The sequence below is a fragment of the Azospirillum aestuarii genome, assembly GCF_016632405.1.
GTDB classification, from domain to species: domain Bacteria; phylum Pseudomonadota; class Alphaproteobacteria; order Azospirillales; family Azospirillaceae; genus Azospirillum; species Azospirillum aestuarii.
In genome coordinates this window covers 94,746-108,888 of record NZ_JAEPIV010000003.1, presented here as the reverse complement: position 1 = coordinate 108,888, position 14,143 = coordinate 94,746, and the positions used below count along the sequence as shown (strand labels likewise).

14 protein-coding genes are annotated in these 14,143 nt (G+C 69.7%); 5 read left to right on the top strand and 9 right to left on the bottom strand.

The genetic code is table 11. The annotated features are described in order from the left end of the window. Positions 1-4: 4 nt before the first annotated feature. The 3 genes from atpD (at position 5) to JJL56_RS09830 (ending at position 2,965) form a co-directional block, all read left to right on the top strand. Positions 5-1,444, top strand: coding sequence for a F0F1 ATP synthase subunit beta (gene atpD, locus JJL56_RS09840; protein ID WP_145625099.1), 1,440 nt, complete (start codon positions 5-7; stop codon positions 1,442-1,444). 90 nt (positions 1,445-1,534) lie between these two features. After that, complete coding sequence (locus JJL56_RS09835; RefSeq protein WP_200485043.1) at positions 1,535-1,948, top strand: F0F1 ATP synthase subunit epsilon; 414 nt, start codon at positions 1,535-1,537, stop codon at positions 1,946-1,948. 198 nt (positions 1,949-2,146) lie between these two features. Continuing rightward, positions 2,147-2,965: an acyl-ACP desaturase gene (locus tag JJL56_RS09830; protein WP_145625096.1), complete on the top strand. Its 819-nt coding sequence runs from the start codon at positions 2,147-2,149 to the stop codon at positions 2,963-2,965. A gap of 20 nt (positions 2,966-2,985) precedes the next feature. Here the strand turns inward: JJL56_RS09830 and JJL56_RS09825 are convergent, their stop codons facing one another. From JJL56_RS09825 to JJL56_RS09785, 9 genes are all read right to left on the bottom strand, one after another. Beyond that, positions 2,986-3,483, bottom strand: coding sequence for an RNA pyrophosphohydrolase (locus tag JJL56_RS09825; RefSeq protein WP_200485042.1), 498 nt, complete (start codon positions 3,481-3,483; stop codon positions 2,986-2,988). A 5-nt stretch (positions 3,484-3,488) separates the two neighbouring features. Next, positions 3,489-4,736, bottom strand: a complete 1,248-nt coding sequence (locus JJL56_RS09820; protein WP_200485041.1) for a divergent polysaccharide deacetylase family protein — start codon at positions 4,734-4,736, stop codon at positions 3,489-3,491. A 16-nt stretch (positions 4,737-4,752) separates the two neighbouring features. After that, positions 4,753-6,177: a S41 family peptidase gene (locus JJL56_RS09815; RefSeq protein ID WP_145625089.1), complete on the bottom strand. Its 1,425-nt coding sequence runs from the start codon at positions 6,175-6,177 to the stop codon at positions 4,753-4,755. Next, the gene (locus JJL56_RS09810) at positions 6,178-7,587 is read right to left on the bottom strand and encodes a murein hydrolase activator EnvC family protein (protein WP_200485040.1); all 1,410 of its coding nucleotides are present in this window, start codon (positions 7,585-7,587) and stop codon (positions 6,178-6,180) included. Between the two features lie 13 nt (positions 7,588-7,600). After that, the gene (gpmI, locus tag JJL56_RS09805; RefSeq protein ID WP_145625086.1) at positions 7,601-9,166 is read right to left on the bottom strand and encodes a 2,3-bisphosphoglycerate-independent phosphoglycerate mutase; all 1,566 of its coding nucleotides are present in this window, start codon (positions 9,164-9,166) and stop codon (positions 7,601-7,603) included. A gap of 146 nt (positions 9,167-9,312) precedes the next feature. Further along, the gene (gene rlmH, locus JJL56_RS09800; RefSeq protein ID WP_145625084.1) at positions 9,313-9,771 is read right to left on the bottom strand and encodes a 23S rRNA (pseudouridine(1915)-N(3))-methyltransferase RlmH; all 459 of its coding nucleotides are present in this window, start codon (positions 9,769-9,771) and stop codon (positions 9,313-9,315) included. A gap of 41 nt (positions 9,772-9,812) precedes the next feature. Continuing rightward, positions 9,813-10,253, bottom strand: coding sequence for a ribosome silencing factor (gene rsfS, locus JJL56_RS09795; protein ID WP_145625081.1), 441 nt, complete (start codon positions 10,251-10,253; stop codon positions 9,813-9,815). After that, positions 10,250-10,867, bottom strand: a complete 618-nt coding sequence (locus tag JJL56_RS09790; protein WP_145625079.1) for a nicotinate-nucleotide adenylyltransferase — start codon at positions 10,865-10,867, stop codon at positions 10,250-10,252. The genes rsfS and JJL56_RS09790 overlap by 4 nt, the downstream gene beginning before the upstream one ends. A gap of 103 nt (positions 10,868-10,970) precedes the next feature. Continuing rightward, positions 10,971-12,251 (bottom strand): glutamate-5-semialdehyde dehydrogenase, encoded by a 1,281-nt coding sequence (locus tag JJL56_RS09785; RefSeq protein ID WP_200485039.1) that lies wholly within the window; start codon positions 12,249-12,251, stop codon positions 10,971-10,973. 181 nt (positions 12,252-12,432) lie between these two features. Between JJL56_RS09785 and JJL56_RS09780 the strand changes: the two genes are divergently transcribed. Continuing rightward, a complete protein-coding gene (locus JJL56_RS09780; RefSeq protein WP_200485038.1) occupies positions 12,433-13,284 on the top strand; it encodes a c-type cytochrome in 852 nt (283 codons plus the stop codon). A gap of 110 nt (positions 13,285-13,394) precedes the next feature. Continuing rightward, positions 13,395-14,138: a sulfite exporter TauE/SafE family protein gene (locus JJL56_RS09775; RefSeq protein ID WP_145625073.1), complete on the top strand. Its 744-nt coding sequence runs from the start codon at positions 13,395-13,397 to the stop codon at positions 14,136-14,138. Positions 14,139-14,143 lie beyond the last annotated feature (5 nt).

Below are 14,143 nucleotides of genomic sequence, written 5' to 3'. Positions count from 1 at the left end.
CTCCATGGCCACCACCACCCAGGCGACGAACGCCGCCGGCAAGATCACGCAGGTCACGGGCGCCGTTGTCGACGTCCAGTTCGACGGCGAGCTGCCGGCCATTCTGAACGCGCTGCACACCCAGAACGACGGCAAGACCCTCGTGCTCGAGGTTGCGCAGCACCTCGGCGAGAGCACCGTCCGCGCCATCGCCATGGACAGCACCGACGGCCTGGTCCGCGGCGCCGCGGTGACGGACACCGGCGCCCCGATCGCCGTGCCGGTCGGCCCGGCCACCCTCGGCCGCATCATCAACGTGATCGGCGAGCCGATCGACGAGCGCGGCGACGTCGGCGCCGAGCGCACCCTGCCGATCCACCGTTCGGCCCCGGACTTCGTCGAGCAGTCGACGGACGCCGAAGTGCTGATCACCGGCATCAAGGTCATCGACCTGCTGGCTCCCTACGCCAAGGGCGGCAAGATCGGCCTGTTCGGCGGCGCCGGCGTGGGCAAGACCGTGACCATCATGGAGCTGATCAACAACGTCGCGAAGGCGCACGGCGGCGTGTCCGTGTTCGCGGGCGTGGGCGAGCGCACCCGTGAGGGCAACGACCTCTACCACGAGATGATCGAGTCGGGCGTCATCAAGCTCGACGGCCCGGGCTCCAAGGTGGCCCTGGTGTACGGCCAGATGAACGAGCCGCCGGGCGCCCGCGCCCGCGTCGCCCTGTCCGGTCTGACCCTCGCGGAGTATTTCCGCGACGAGGAAGGCCAGGACGTGCTGTTCTTCGTGGACAACATCTTCCGCTTCACGCAGGCGGGCTCCGAGGTGTCGGCGCTTCTCGGCCGCATCCCGTCGGCGGTGGGTTACCAGCCGACGCTGGCCACCGACATGGGCGCCCTGCAGGAGCGCATCACCTCCACGAAGAAGGGTTCGATCACCTCGGTGCAGGCCATTTACGTGCCCGCCGACGATCTGACCGACCCGGCCCCGGCCACTTCCTTCGCCCACCTGGACGCCACCACGGTGCTGTCGCGTTCGATCGCCGAAATGGCGATCTTCCCGGCGGTGGACCCGCTGGACTCGACCAGCCGCATCCTGGACCCGCGCGTCGTCGGTGAAGAGCACTACGCGGTCGCCCGTTCGGTCCAGAAGGTGCTGCAGACCTACAAGTCGCTGCAGGACATCATCGCGATCCTGGGCATGGACGAGCTGTCGGAAGAGGACAAGCTGGTCGTGGCCCGCGCCCGCAAGATCCAGCGCTTCCTGTCGCAGCCGTTCCACGTCGCCGAGGTGTTCACCGGCACCCCGGGCGTGCTCGTCAGCCTGGAAGACACCATCAAGGGCTTCAAGGGCATCGTGAACGGCGACTACGACCACCTGCCGGAAGCGGCCTTCTACATGGTCGGCACCATCGACGAAGCCATCGCCAAGGCGAAGAAGCTGGCCGCCGAAGCCGCCTGATAAGGGTCGGCTGAGGTTCGGTAACGAGGCTAACCCTCTCCTCCGCCCGCGCGGGGGAGGGGGTTCTTATGAAGAGGCACCAGGAAACCCATGGCCGATAAAGTCGAATTCGAGCTGGTCTCCCCGGAGAAGCTGCTGACCTCGCAGCCCGTCGACATGGTCGTGGTGCCGGGTTCGGAAGGTGACTTCGGCGTCCTCGCCGGCCACTCGCCGATGATTTCGACCGTCCGTCCGGGCGTGATCGACGTCTACGAGGCCGACCGCGTGGTCGACCGGGTGTTCGTCGCCGGCGGCTTCGCCGAGGTGACCGAGACCCGCTGCACCGTCCTGGCCGAGGAGGCCATCGCGGTCTCCGAGATCGACCGCGGCAAGGTCGAGCAGCAGATCCGCGACCTGGGCGAGGATCTGGAAGACGCCAAGTCCGACGACGAGAAGGCCCGCGTGGAGGCGAAGATCGCCGTCGCCCGCGCCAAGCTCGACGCGACCGGCGCGACCACGCACTGACAGCGGGGCCGGCCCGGCGGCGGCGACCGCCGGCTGGGCCGTTTCCGTTGTATTGTGTCATCGCAGCCATACATAGTATCCCCCAGGGGATCGAACGCCTCCCGGCCCGTCCGTCGAGGCGTTTTGTTTTTTGGTCCTGGTTTCCGTCAGAGCGTGGAACAACCGGCCCGGAACGGCGGCCAGCAGCGGGAGTGGAGTGTGGCGTTGCACTGGAATTACGAAGAGCTTCCCTGGGATCAATTGGACCACACGAAGGTCGATCCCGACCTCGTCCCGCTCATCAAGGCGGCGGCCCTGGTGGAGTTCAACGCCGACGACTACACGGCCTATCTCTGCAACGTCTTCCACGACGACCCCGAGTTCCAGGAGGTCGCGCACGGCTGGGCGGTCGAGGAGGTTCAGCATGGCCGCGCGCTCGGCAAATGGGCCGAGCTGGTCGATCCGACCTTCGACTTCGACCGGGCCGTGGAGCGCTTCCGCGCCGGCTACAAGGTGCCGATCAACCTCGACGCCTCGGTCCGCGGCTCGCGCACCGGCGAGATGATCGCCCGCTGCATGGTCGAGACCGGCACCAGCAGCTACTACGCCGCCATCGGCGACTCGACGGACGAGCCGGTCCTCAAGCTGATCTGCAAGAACATCGCCGCCGACGAGCTGCGCCACTTCAAGCTCTTTTACACCTACACGAAGAAGTATCTGGAGCTGGAGCAGCTCAACAAGTTCCAGCGGCTCAAGGTGGCGTTGTCGCGCATCGGCGAGTCGGAGGACGACGAGCTGGCCTACGCCTACTACGCGGCCAACGCGCCGGAGGGCGAGCCCTACGCGCACAAGACCTACAATCAGGCCTACATGCGCCGCGCCTACGGCCGCTACCGGCCCAAGCACGTCGACCGCGCGGTGGCGATGGTCTTCAAGGCCTGCGGGCTGAAGCCGCACACCCGCTTCTACAGCGTCGCCGCCCGTGGCGCCTGGTGGCTGATCGAAAGCCGCGCCAAGCGGCTGGCCAAGGTCGCCTGAACAGACCGGACGCGGCGGGGTCAGCCCCGCCGCAGCGCCGCGATCACCGGGGCGAATTCCGCCAGCACCGACTCATAGACCGGGCGCTTGAAGGGCACGATCAGGCCGGGCAGGTCGTCGGCATCGACCCATTTCCAGGCGTCGAACTCCGGATGCTCGGTGGCGAGGTCGATGTCGGCATCCGCGCCGGTGAAGCGCGCGGCCAGCCAGACCTGCTCCTGCCCGCGCCAGCGGCCTTTCCAGACCTTGCCGATCAGATGGTCGGGCAGGTCGTAGCGCAGCGTCTCCGCCGTCTCGCCGAGGATCTCGGCCTTGTCGGTGCCGATCTCCTCTTTCAGCTCGCGCAGGGCGGCCTCGTGGGCGCTCTCTCCCTCGTCGATGCCGCCCTGGGGCATCTGCCAAGCGTCCTTGCTGTCGCAGCGCCGGGCCACGAAGACCTGCCCGCGGTCGTTCAGCAGCATCACCCCGACGCAGGGGCGGTAGGGGAGGGACTCGCGGTCGATGGGCTTCTTGCTCATGCGCCTTATTGCTTCTGCATGTTGGCCACGGCGGAGACCGGCACGATGGCGATGCCACGGTCGGCCAGCCCGGTGAGCCACAGGTTGATCCGTTCGATGGTGCTGGGGTAGGGCGCGCCGATGCCCACCGCGGCGCCGTTGGCCTTGGCGATGGCCTCCAGCTCGGCGAGCTGGTCGTCGATGGCGCCGCGCGACAGGTCGCGGTCGATCACCCGGTCGGCGAAGGCACGCGGCACGCCGGCCTGTCCCGCCAGGGTGCCGGCGACGCTGCGCGGGTTGGCGCGGGCGTCCAGCACCATCAGGCCGCGCGCCTTCATCGCCGCGACGACCGGGTTCACCGCGTCGGGGTTGGCGGTGAATTTGCTGCCCGTGGTGCTGGTGATGCCGACATAGCCGACCGCCTTGCCCAGCGACCATTCCAGCCGCTCCATGTTGCGCTCGGGGGGCAGCATGGTGAGAAGGGCGTTGGGGCCGGGGTCGTTGCGTGGATAGTCCTGCGGCTCCATGGGGACGGAGAGCATCACCTCGTGTCCCTTGCCGCGGGCGCGCTCGACCCAGTTGTCCAGCCGCTCGGCGTAGGGGACGAAGGCCAGCGTGATGGTCGGCGGCAGCTTCTGCAGGGCGTTGCCGGTGGTCACGCCGGAGATGCCCATCTCGGCCAGCACGATGGCGATGCGCGGGCGCCGGTCGGCGGCGGGGAAGGGCCGGGCGTAGACCTGCCAGGGCTTGCGGCCATCCTCGGCGATGCGCGGCAGCGGGCCGTTGCGCGAATCCTCGACCAGGCCGGGGACCGGCGCCGGTGTGAGGGTGACCGGCTCGTTCACGGGCACGGCGAGCGGCGGCGGGGGAGCCGCGGCGGCGGGTGGCGGAACCATCGCCGGGGCGGCAGCCGGAGGAGCCGGCTGGACGGGAACGGCCGCAGCCGCGGCGGGCGGTGCTGCCGGCGGTGCCGGGGGCTGCGCGCCCTTCACCGGCACCTCGACGCTGGGAATCGCGGCCTGCCACGCCTCGGTGGTGTGCTCCCCGTTCATCGCCAGCCAGCCGGCCAGTCCGCCCAGCCCGAGGGCCAGCACGGCGTAAGCGCCGAGCAGCCTCTTGGCGAGGGGCGACAGAGGGCGACGCTCCTTGCGCGCGCGCGGAGCGTCGTCCAGGTCGCCGCCGGCCTTCCGGCGCCGGAGGCGGGCCAGCAGGCCGGGTCCGGAACGTTCCCGTTTCGCGGGCTTCAGGCGGCCCAGCAGGGCGGCAGCGTTCACGGACCCGTCACTCCCCTCAGTGCGCGCGGGCCTGGAACAGGGCGACGCCCCGCAGCAGGTCGAGCGCGCGGGCCAGCTGGTAGTCGAAGGGCGGCTGGTTGGGCGCGCCCTCGCCATTCTCCGCGGACGGCGCCGCCGGCGCGTTGCCGTTGGCGGGCGCCGGAGCCGCCCCAGGGGCCGCACCCGGCGTCGCCCCAGGGGCAGCGCCCGGAGCCGGAGCGTTGCTGGCGCCCGGCGCCGGCGCCGGCTGGGTGGTGGCCGGGCGCGGGGCGTCCGGGTTGCGCAGCGCGCCGCGCAGGTCGCTCTCGCGGCGGCGGATCAGCCCCTGGTCGGTTTCCTCGACGCGGGCCGGATGCACCTCGATGTCCGGGGCGATGCCCAGCGCCTGGATCGACTTGCCCGACGGGGTGTAGTAGCGCGCCGTGGTCAGGCGCATGGCGCCGTGGCCGGGCAGCGGGATGATCGTCTGGACCGAGCCCTTGCCGAAGGACTGGGTGCCGAGGACGAGCGCCCGCTTGTGGTCCTGAAGCGCGCCGGCGACGATCTCCGACGCCGAGGCCGAGCCGCCGTTGATCAGCACCACGACCGGCAGGCCCTTGGCGAGGTCGCCGGGCTTGGCGTTGTAGCGCGTGCCTTCCTCCGCCTTGCGGCCACGGGTGGAGACGATCTCCCCCTTCTCCAGGAAGGTGTCGGAAACGGAGACCGCCTGGTCGAGCAGGCCGCCGGGGTTGTTGCGCAAATCGAGGACGTAGCCCTTCAGCTTGTCGCCCAGCTGCTGCTGGATCGAGGCGATGGCCTTCTCCAGACCCTGCTGCGTCTGCTCGTTGAAGCTGGTGACGCGGACGTAGCCGATGTCGCCCTCGGTGCGGTAGCGGACCGACTGCACCTTGATGACGGCGCGGGTCAGCGTGACCTCGAACGGCTCTCCGGCCTCGCCGCGGCGCACGGTGACCTTGATGTCGCTGCCCACCGGGCCGCGCATCTTCTCCACCGCCTCGTTCAGCGACAGGCCCATCACCGCCTCGCCGTTGAGCTGGATGATCAGGTCGCCCGGCTGCAGCCCGGCGCGGAAGGCCGGCGTCTCGTCGATGGGCGACACGACCTTGATCAGGCCGTTCTCCATCGTCACCTCGATGCCCAGCCCGCCGAACTCGCCGCGGGTCTGAACCTGCATGTCCTGGAAGCTTTTGCGGTTCAGATAGCTGGAATGCGGGTCGAGCGAGGTGAGCATTCCGTTGATGGCGGATTCGATCAGCTGCTCGTCCGTCGTCGACTCGACATACTCGGCGCGCACGCGCTCGAACACGTCGCCGAACAGGTTGAGCTGGCGGTAGGTCTCGGAACTGTTGCCGGTGCTGTTCACCTGCGCGGTGACGGTGGCGACGCCGGCCCCCAGAAACACCAGGGCCGCGGCGGTGGCGGCACGCTTGACTATCCTCATCTACCCTTGTCCTTTCCCCTCCGGGGCGCCGAAACCGCGCTGTGGATTGATCGGCTGTCCGTGACGTCGTAGCTCGAAGTAAAGATCGGGTGACCCGTCGGCGGGCATCAGGCCGATGGGTTCCCCCGTGGCCACGCGCCGTCCGACGGCCGTGTCGATGCGGCCAAATCCAGCGATGAGACTATGATATCCGTGGCTGTGTTCCACGATCAAGATTTGGCCATAGCCGCGGAACGGCCCGGCGAAGACGATCGTTCCGGCCTGCGGTGACACCACCGTCGAGCCGGCGCGGGCCTGGATGGTGACGCCCCGGCTGGTCGCGCCGTAGCGGTCGGCCTCGCCGTAGCGGACGGTCACCCGGCCGCCCACCGGCAGGCGCTCCCCGGCGGGCGCGCTGGGCGCGGCGCGGGCGGTTTCCGCCTCGGCCCTGGCCCGCTGCTCCGCGAGTTTCTCTTCGGCCTGCCTTTGCTCCGCCGCTTTCTGGTCCGCCAGCTTCTGCTCGGCTTGCTTCTGTTCCGCGGCCTTTTGCTCGGCGAGCCGGCGTTCGGCGTCCCGGCGCGCCGCTTCCAGCCGTTCGGCCTCGCGCTTGGCCGCCGCTGCCGCCGCGGCGCGGCGCTCGGCCTCGATGCGCTCCATCAGCTGGCGCAGGTCGGCAGCCTGACCGCTCAGCCGGGCGGTGCGCTGCGCGACCTGCTGGCGCTCCTCCTCGGTCTGGCGCGACAGCTCCTCGCGCCGGGCGACGAGCTGGCCGATTTCCTTCTGGCGGTCGATCAGGGTGAGGCGCGCCGCGTAGGTGCGGCTGCGCTGGGCCTGCAGCGTCTCGCGCGTCTCGGCCAGCCGGGTCAGCGCCTGGGCCAGCGCGTCGGCGCGGGCGCGCAGAGCCGGGACCGTGTCGCGCAGCAGCAGGGCGGAGCGCAGCGTGTCCACCGGCCCGTCCGGGCGGGCCAGCGCCGCTTCCGGCGGGATGCGGGCGACCCGTTGCAGGGCGGCGAGCAGGGCGGCGATCTGCTGCCGCTCGCCCTCCAGCTTGTCGGCCTGGCTGCGCTCCTGCGTCTCCAGCGCGGTCAGGGACTCTTCGAGATGGGCGAGTTCGTCCTCCTGCGCCCGTTCCTGGTCGGCCAGACCGACCAGCCGCTCGCGCAGCTCGTCCAGCTCCTTCTGGAGCGTCTGGGACTGGCGGTCGAGCTGCCGTTGCAGGGCCTTGTCGGACTGGAGGTCCTGCTCCACCCGCTTCAGCGTCTGGCCGGGGGACTCGGTCTGCGCCGCGGCGGTGGCGGAGATGGCGAGAAGGGTGGCGGTCAGCAGGGCCGGCCGCCAGGGAAACGCCCGTCTCCCCCCCGCGCCTTGCGGACGGGAGACGGGGAGGGGGAGCAGAGCAACACCCGCCGGATGATCGCGCCCTGCGCCCATGCCCTGTTCCGCCTTATTCCGCGGCGGCCTGCGCGGCGGCGCGGTCGATCAGGCTCTTGCCCGTCATTTCCGCCGGCTGCGGCAGCTTCATCAGGTCGAGCAGCGTCGGGGCGATGTCGGCCAGACGCCCACTGCGGATCGCGGACACCCCGGCGGGGCCGTTCACCAGCACCAGCGGCACCTTGTCCAGCGTGTGGGCGGTGTGCGGCCCGTTGGTCTGCGGGTCCTTCATCAGCTCGCAGTTGCCGTGGTCGGCGGTGACTAGCATCACCCCGCCCTGGGCGCGCACGGCGGCCTCCAGCCGGCCCAGGCTGGCGTCCACCGCCTCCACCGCCTTGATGGCGGCGGACAGGATGCCGCTGTGGCCGACCATGTCGGGGTTGGCGTAGTTGATGACCACCAGATCGTACTTCCCGCTGTCCACGGCGGCGACGACCTTGTCGGTCACCTCGGCGGCGGACATCTCCGGCTGGAGATCGTAGGTCGCAACCTTCGGCGACGGCACCAGGATGCGGTCCTCGCCCGGATACACACGCTCCTCGCCACCGTTGAAGAAGAAGGTGACGTGCGGGTACTTTTCCGTCTCGGCGATGCGCAACTGGGTCAATCCGGCCTCGCTGACCACTTCGCCCAGCACCTTGGTCAGGGATTTCGGCGGAAAGATGGTCGTCATCAGCTTGGCGAGCGTCGACGAATATTCGACCATGCCGACCGCGGCGGCCAGCTTCGGGACCGAGGCGCGCTCGAACCCGTCGAAGGCCGGGTCGACGAAGGCGGCCAGGATCTCGCGGGCGCGGTCGGCGCGGAAGTTCGCCATCAGGATGGCGTCGCCGTCCTTCATGCCGGTGTAGCCGTCGATGACGGTCGGCAGGATGAACTCGTCGTGGGTGCCGGCGGCGTAGCTCTGCTCGATGGCCTGGATCGGATCGGCGGCGGTCTCGCCCTGGGCGCTCACCAAGGTGGCGTAGGCCTTGGCGACGCGGTCCCAGCGCTTGTCGCGGTCCATGGCGTAGTAGCGCCCGCTGACCGTGGCGACATTGACGCCGGGCAGGGCGTGGACGTCGGCCATGAACTCGGCCATCTGGTCCTTGGCGCTCTGCGGCGGCACGTCGCGGCCGTCGGTGAAGGCGTGGATCTCGACCGGGACGCCCTCATGGGCCAGCACGCCGGCCAGCGCGGCGATGTGGTCCTGGTGCGAATGGACGCCGCCCGGCGACAGCAGGCCCAGGATGTGGCAGCGCCCGCCCGAGGCCAGCAGCGTCTTGGCGAGGCCGGTCAGCGCGGCGTTGCGCTCCAGCTCGCCCTCGACGATGGCGTGGTCGATCATCACCAGATCCTGGCGGACGACGCGGCCGGCGCCCAGATTCATGTGACCGACCTCGGAGTTGCCCATCTGGCCCTTGGGCAGCCCGACCTCCTCCTCGCTGGCCTCCAGGAAGGCGCGCGGCTCCGACGACCACAACCGGTCCCAGTTGGGCGTGTTGGCCTGCGCGATGGCGTTGTCCTCGCGCTCCTCGCGGTAGCCCCAGCCATCCAGGATGCACAGCACTACGGGTCGGGGACGATTGGTCTCGGTCATCACGCTCCTCATACGCCTGTCACGGTCGGGTTGCGGGTCTCGGTCGAACTGTCTGACGCGGTTTCTTATGGCTGATGCCCTTTAACGCGCGCATCGCCTTGGGCCGGATCAGAAAATGGCACGCCCTCGCAGCCGCGCAATGGGAGTCATGCACGGTGATAGGGGTGTCCGGCCAGAATTTGCTGGGCACGGTAGATTTGCTCCGCCAACATGCCTCGCACCAGCATATGCGGCCATGTCATGGCGCCCAAGGCCAAAAGAAAATCGGCGCGCGCCCGCACGGCGTCGCCGTGGCCGTCGGCCCCGCCGATGAGAAAGGCGATGTCGCCCACACCCTGGTCCCGCCAGCCGCCGATCTTGGCGGCGAAGGCTTCGCTGGTGATGGTCTTGCCGCGCTCATCCAACGCCACGACAATCGCCCCGGCGGGGATGGCCGCCAGAAGCAGATCCGCCTCCTGCCGCTTCAGCTCGTCGGAGGCGAGGCGCTTCTTCACCTCGACCTCGCGCAGCGTCAGCGGCCAGGACAAGCGGCCGGCATACTCGTCATAAAGGTCGCGCGCCGGACCGGTCCGTGACCGCCCAACCGCGGCAAGCCACAGACGCATCGGTCCGACTCCCGTTCGTCACCGGTCCTGAACGTTCTCCGTCAGGCGCTCATGCGCTCGGCGGAGGGCCGCGGCGTCTCCAGACCCCACATCTTCTCGATGTTGTAGAAGGTCCGGACTTCCGGGCGGAACAGGTGGATGATGACGTCCCCGGCGTCGACCAGAACCCAGTCGCACTGGTTCAGGCCCTCGGTCTCGACGCCGCGCAGGCCGGCCTGCTTCATGCGGTCGGCCAGCTTCACGGCCATGGCGGCGATGTGCCGGGTGTTGCGGCCCGACGCCACGATCATGTAGTCGGCGATGCTGGTCTTGCCGGCAAGGTCGATGACGACGACGTCTTCGGCCTGATCGTCGTCCAGGGACTGCTCGACGAGCGCCTTCAGTTCGTCCGGCTGGGGAACGGGAACGGGCGCGGGCCGCACAACGGGCGCGGCCGGTTCGATGAACGTGTTGATGGTACCTACCTCGCGATACAGGGTCACGACCCGCTGGCGCGTGCCCGGCGGATCGCCGTCGCCGAAGCCGGATGCAGCGGGTTGCGGAGGAAAATCCAGGCCGGTGTTTTGGAACCGGCCAACCCCTTGGCCTTGTGCATGCTCACCCGGCGACGGGCATAGCGCTGAGCGGCTATGCCACCAAGCGCCCCTATAGAATAAGTTGGTCGGGCGAGAACTGCAACCGGCACCAGCCGGAAGATGCGTGTCCAATGCCGCCAGCGGGGGATTTGCCGAAGATTGTCCGCCCCCATCAGCCAGACGAAGCGCGTTCTGGGGAAGCGGCGCTTCAGCTGGGCCAGCGTGTCGGCGGTGTAGCGGGTGCCAAGCTCACGCTCGATCGCGGTGATGCGGATGGCCGGATGGCGGGCAGTGCGCCGGGCCTCCTCCAACCGCTCGGCGAGCGGCGCCATGCCCCGCACCGGCTTCAGCGGGTTCTGCGGGCTGACCAGCCACCACACCTGATCGAGGCCCAGCGCCTTCAGCGCGTACAGGCTGATGTGCCGGTGCCCGGCGTGGGCCGGGTTGAAGGACCCGCCGAGCAGCCCGACGCGCAGGCCGGCGTGGAGCGGGCCGGCGTAGCGGTGGGGGGGTGTCGCCATGCTTGCCCCCACCCTGACCCTCCCCCGCTTCGCAGGGGAGGGGACTAACTCCTCCCCCTGCGGAGCGGGGGGAGGTTGGGAGGGGGGCTCGTGGATGGACGTGTTACGGCCGCGTCTGGCCATCGCCGCGCACGACATACTTGTAGCTGGTCAGCTGCTCCGCACCGACCGGGCCGCGGGCGTGGAACTTGTCGGTGGAGATGCCGATCTCCGCCCCCATGCCGAACTCGCCGCCGTCGGCGAACTGGGTGCTGGCGTTCCACAGCACGATGCCACTGTCGATGCGCTGCAGGAAGCGCTCCGCCGCCGCCGGGTCCTCGGTCACGATGGCGTCGGTGTGGTGGGAACCGTGGCGGTTGATGTGGTCGATCGCCCCGTCCACCCCGTCCACCACGCCGCAGGCGATGATGGCGTCGAGATACTCGGTGTCCCAGTCCTCCGCCGTCACCGCCGTCACGCGCGGGTCGGCGGCCTGGGCGGCGGCGTCGCCACGGACGGCGCAGCCGGCGTCCAGCAGGTCCTTCACCAGAACCGGCAGGACGGCGTCGGCGATCCGGCGGTCGACCAGCAGCGTCTCGGCGGCGCCGCAGATCGAGGTGCGGCGCATCTTGGCGTTCATCACCACCTTGCGCGCCTTCTCCGGGTCGGCGCCGGCATCGACATAGACGGTGTTGTTGCCGTCCAGATGCTTGATGACCGGGATGCGGCTCTCCTCGGCGATGCGCTGGATCAGCGACTTGCCGCCGCGCGGGACGATCACGTCGATGAAGTCGCGCATGGTCAGCATGTGGCCGACCGCCGCCCGGTCCGTGGTCGGAACGAGCTGGATCGCCGCCTCCGGCAGACCGGCGGCGCGCAGCCCGTCGGCCAGACAGGCGGCGATGGCGCCGGACGAGCGGATGCTCTCCGAGCCGCCGCGCAGGATCGCCGCGTTGCCCGACTTCAGGCAGAGGCCGCCGGCGTCGGCGGTCACGTTGGGGCGGCTCTCGTAGATGATGCCGATCACCCCCAGCGGCACGCGCACGCGCTGGATGGCCAGCCCGTTGGGGCGGGTCCATTCGGCGATGACGCCGCCGATGGGGTCGGGGAAGTCGGCGATGTCCTCCAGCCCCTTGGCCATCGCCTCGATGCGGGCGTCGTTGAGGGCGAGACGTTCGATCATGGGACCGGCGAGGCCGCGCTCACGGGCGGCGGCGACATCCGCGTCGTTGGCCGCCTGGATCTCTGCCTTGCGGGCGCGGATCGCGGCGGCGGCGGCCCGCAAGGCCTGATCCTTCGACGGGCTTGGCACGGTCGCCAGCTCCGCCGCGGCGGCGCGGGCGGCGCGACCGAGGGCGAGCATCTGATCGTGCAAGGCGTCGGTGGTCTCAAGCAGGGCGGACATCGGTCTCACTCCAGTGGCGTTCGCCAATTGAAAAGGGCCGGAACCATAGCCGATCCTGCGTTTCCGCGAAAGCCATGCCGGTTAAGCCGAAAAGCTGAGTGGAATACTCAACATTCAGTCTGGGCCGCGGATTGTTGCGTGGTTAGCGTTCCGTCATGCAACATTGGCGAGGGAGCCTTTCATGAACCGGCTGGTCCGCCGCGGCGCCGCCGTGGCCGTTGGGGTGGTGTGCCTGGGGGGATCGGCCTGGGCGGAAACACCGCTGGAACGGGGGCGCGCCCTGGTCAACGGCATCGTCGCCTGCGGCAACTGCCACACCCCGCAGGGGCCGGGCGGTCCGGTCGCGGAACGGGAACTGGCCGGCGGGACGCCCTTCGTCGAGGAGCCCTTCACCGCCTACGCCTCCAACATCACGCCGGACCCGGAGACGGGGATCGGCCGATGGACCGACGAGCAGCTGATCACCGCCATCCGCGAGGGCAAGCGTCCCGACGGCAGCCTGATCGGTCCGCCGATGCCCTTTAGCTTCTACCGCGGCCTGTCGGACGGCGATCTGCGCGCTATCGTCGCCTATCTGCGCAGCGTGCCGCCGGTGCGGCATTCCGTCCCGAAGTCGGAGTACCGCATGGCGCTTCCCGCCGCCTATGGCCCACCGGTCGGAGCGGTGGCGGAGGTGCCGCGTACGGACCCGGTGACGTACGGCGCGTACATGGCCGGGCCGCTCGGCCACTGCATGGAATGCCACACGCCAATGCTGCCGGACGGGCGGCTCGACATGACGCGCGCGGGGGCCGGTGGGCGGAATTTCACCGGGCCGTGGGGCAACGCGGTGTCCCGCAACATCACGCAGGACAAGGAACATGGGCTGGGCGCCTGGACCGACGCGGAGATCCGCAAGGCCATCACCGAGGGTGTACGTCCCGACGGCAGCCGGCTGAGCCCGCCCATGGGCTATCACTATTACAGGTCCATGAGCGATAGCGAGCTGGGCGCCCTGGTCGCCTACCTCCGTACGCTTCCTCCGACCCGTTAGACCCCACTGGGCAAGCGTGAAATACCGCACCGCCGAAAACGCAGTACCGTAAGCCTTGCCGAGAGGGCATAGTCCGCGGGCTTTTTCCCACCCGCCGGACCGTGCCTCCCATGCTGACCCTGCTGCTGATCGTCTCCGCCTTCTTCGCGGGCGTGCTCAACGCCGTGGCCGGTGGCGGCAGCTTCCTGACCTTTCCGGCGCTGATCATGGCCGGCGTGCCGCCGCTGAACGCCAACGCGACCAGCACGGTGGCGGTGTCGCCGGGCGCGCTGGCCAGCGCCTACGGCTACCGGCGGGAGTTGGGGCGGATCAAGGAGGTCAGCCTGCCGGCCTTCCTCGGCGTCAGCCTGATCGGCGGGCTGCTGGGCGCGCTGCTCCTGCTGTGGACGCCGCAGCGGGTGTTCGTGGAGATCATCCCCTGGCTGCTGCTGTTCGCGACGGTGCTGTTCGCCTTCGGCCCGAAGGTGTCGGCCTACATCCGCCGCAACTTCAAGGTCGGGCACGGCACGGTGCTGATCGTGCAGTTCTTCATCGCCATCTACGGCGGCTATTTCGGCGGGGGGATCGGCATCCTGATCCTGGCGACGCTGGGAGTCTTCGGCCTGACCGACCTGCACGCGATGAACGGGCTGAAGGCGCTGGTCTCGGGCTGTCTCAACGCGGTGGCGGTGGTCGCCTTCGTCCTCGGCGGTGCGGTCTATTGGAACGAAGCGCTGATCATGCTGGTCGCCGCCATGGCCGGCGGCTATGCCGGGGCCGCCGTCGCCCGCCACATCCCGCCGCCGATCCTGCGCAAGTTCGTGATCGTCGTGGGCGTGGCGATGACCGTCTATTTCTTCTTCGCGAAGGGCTGAGGCGC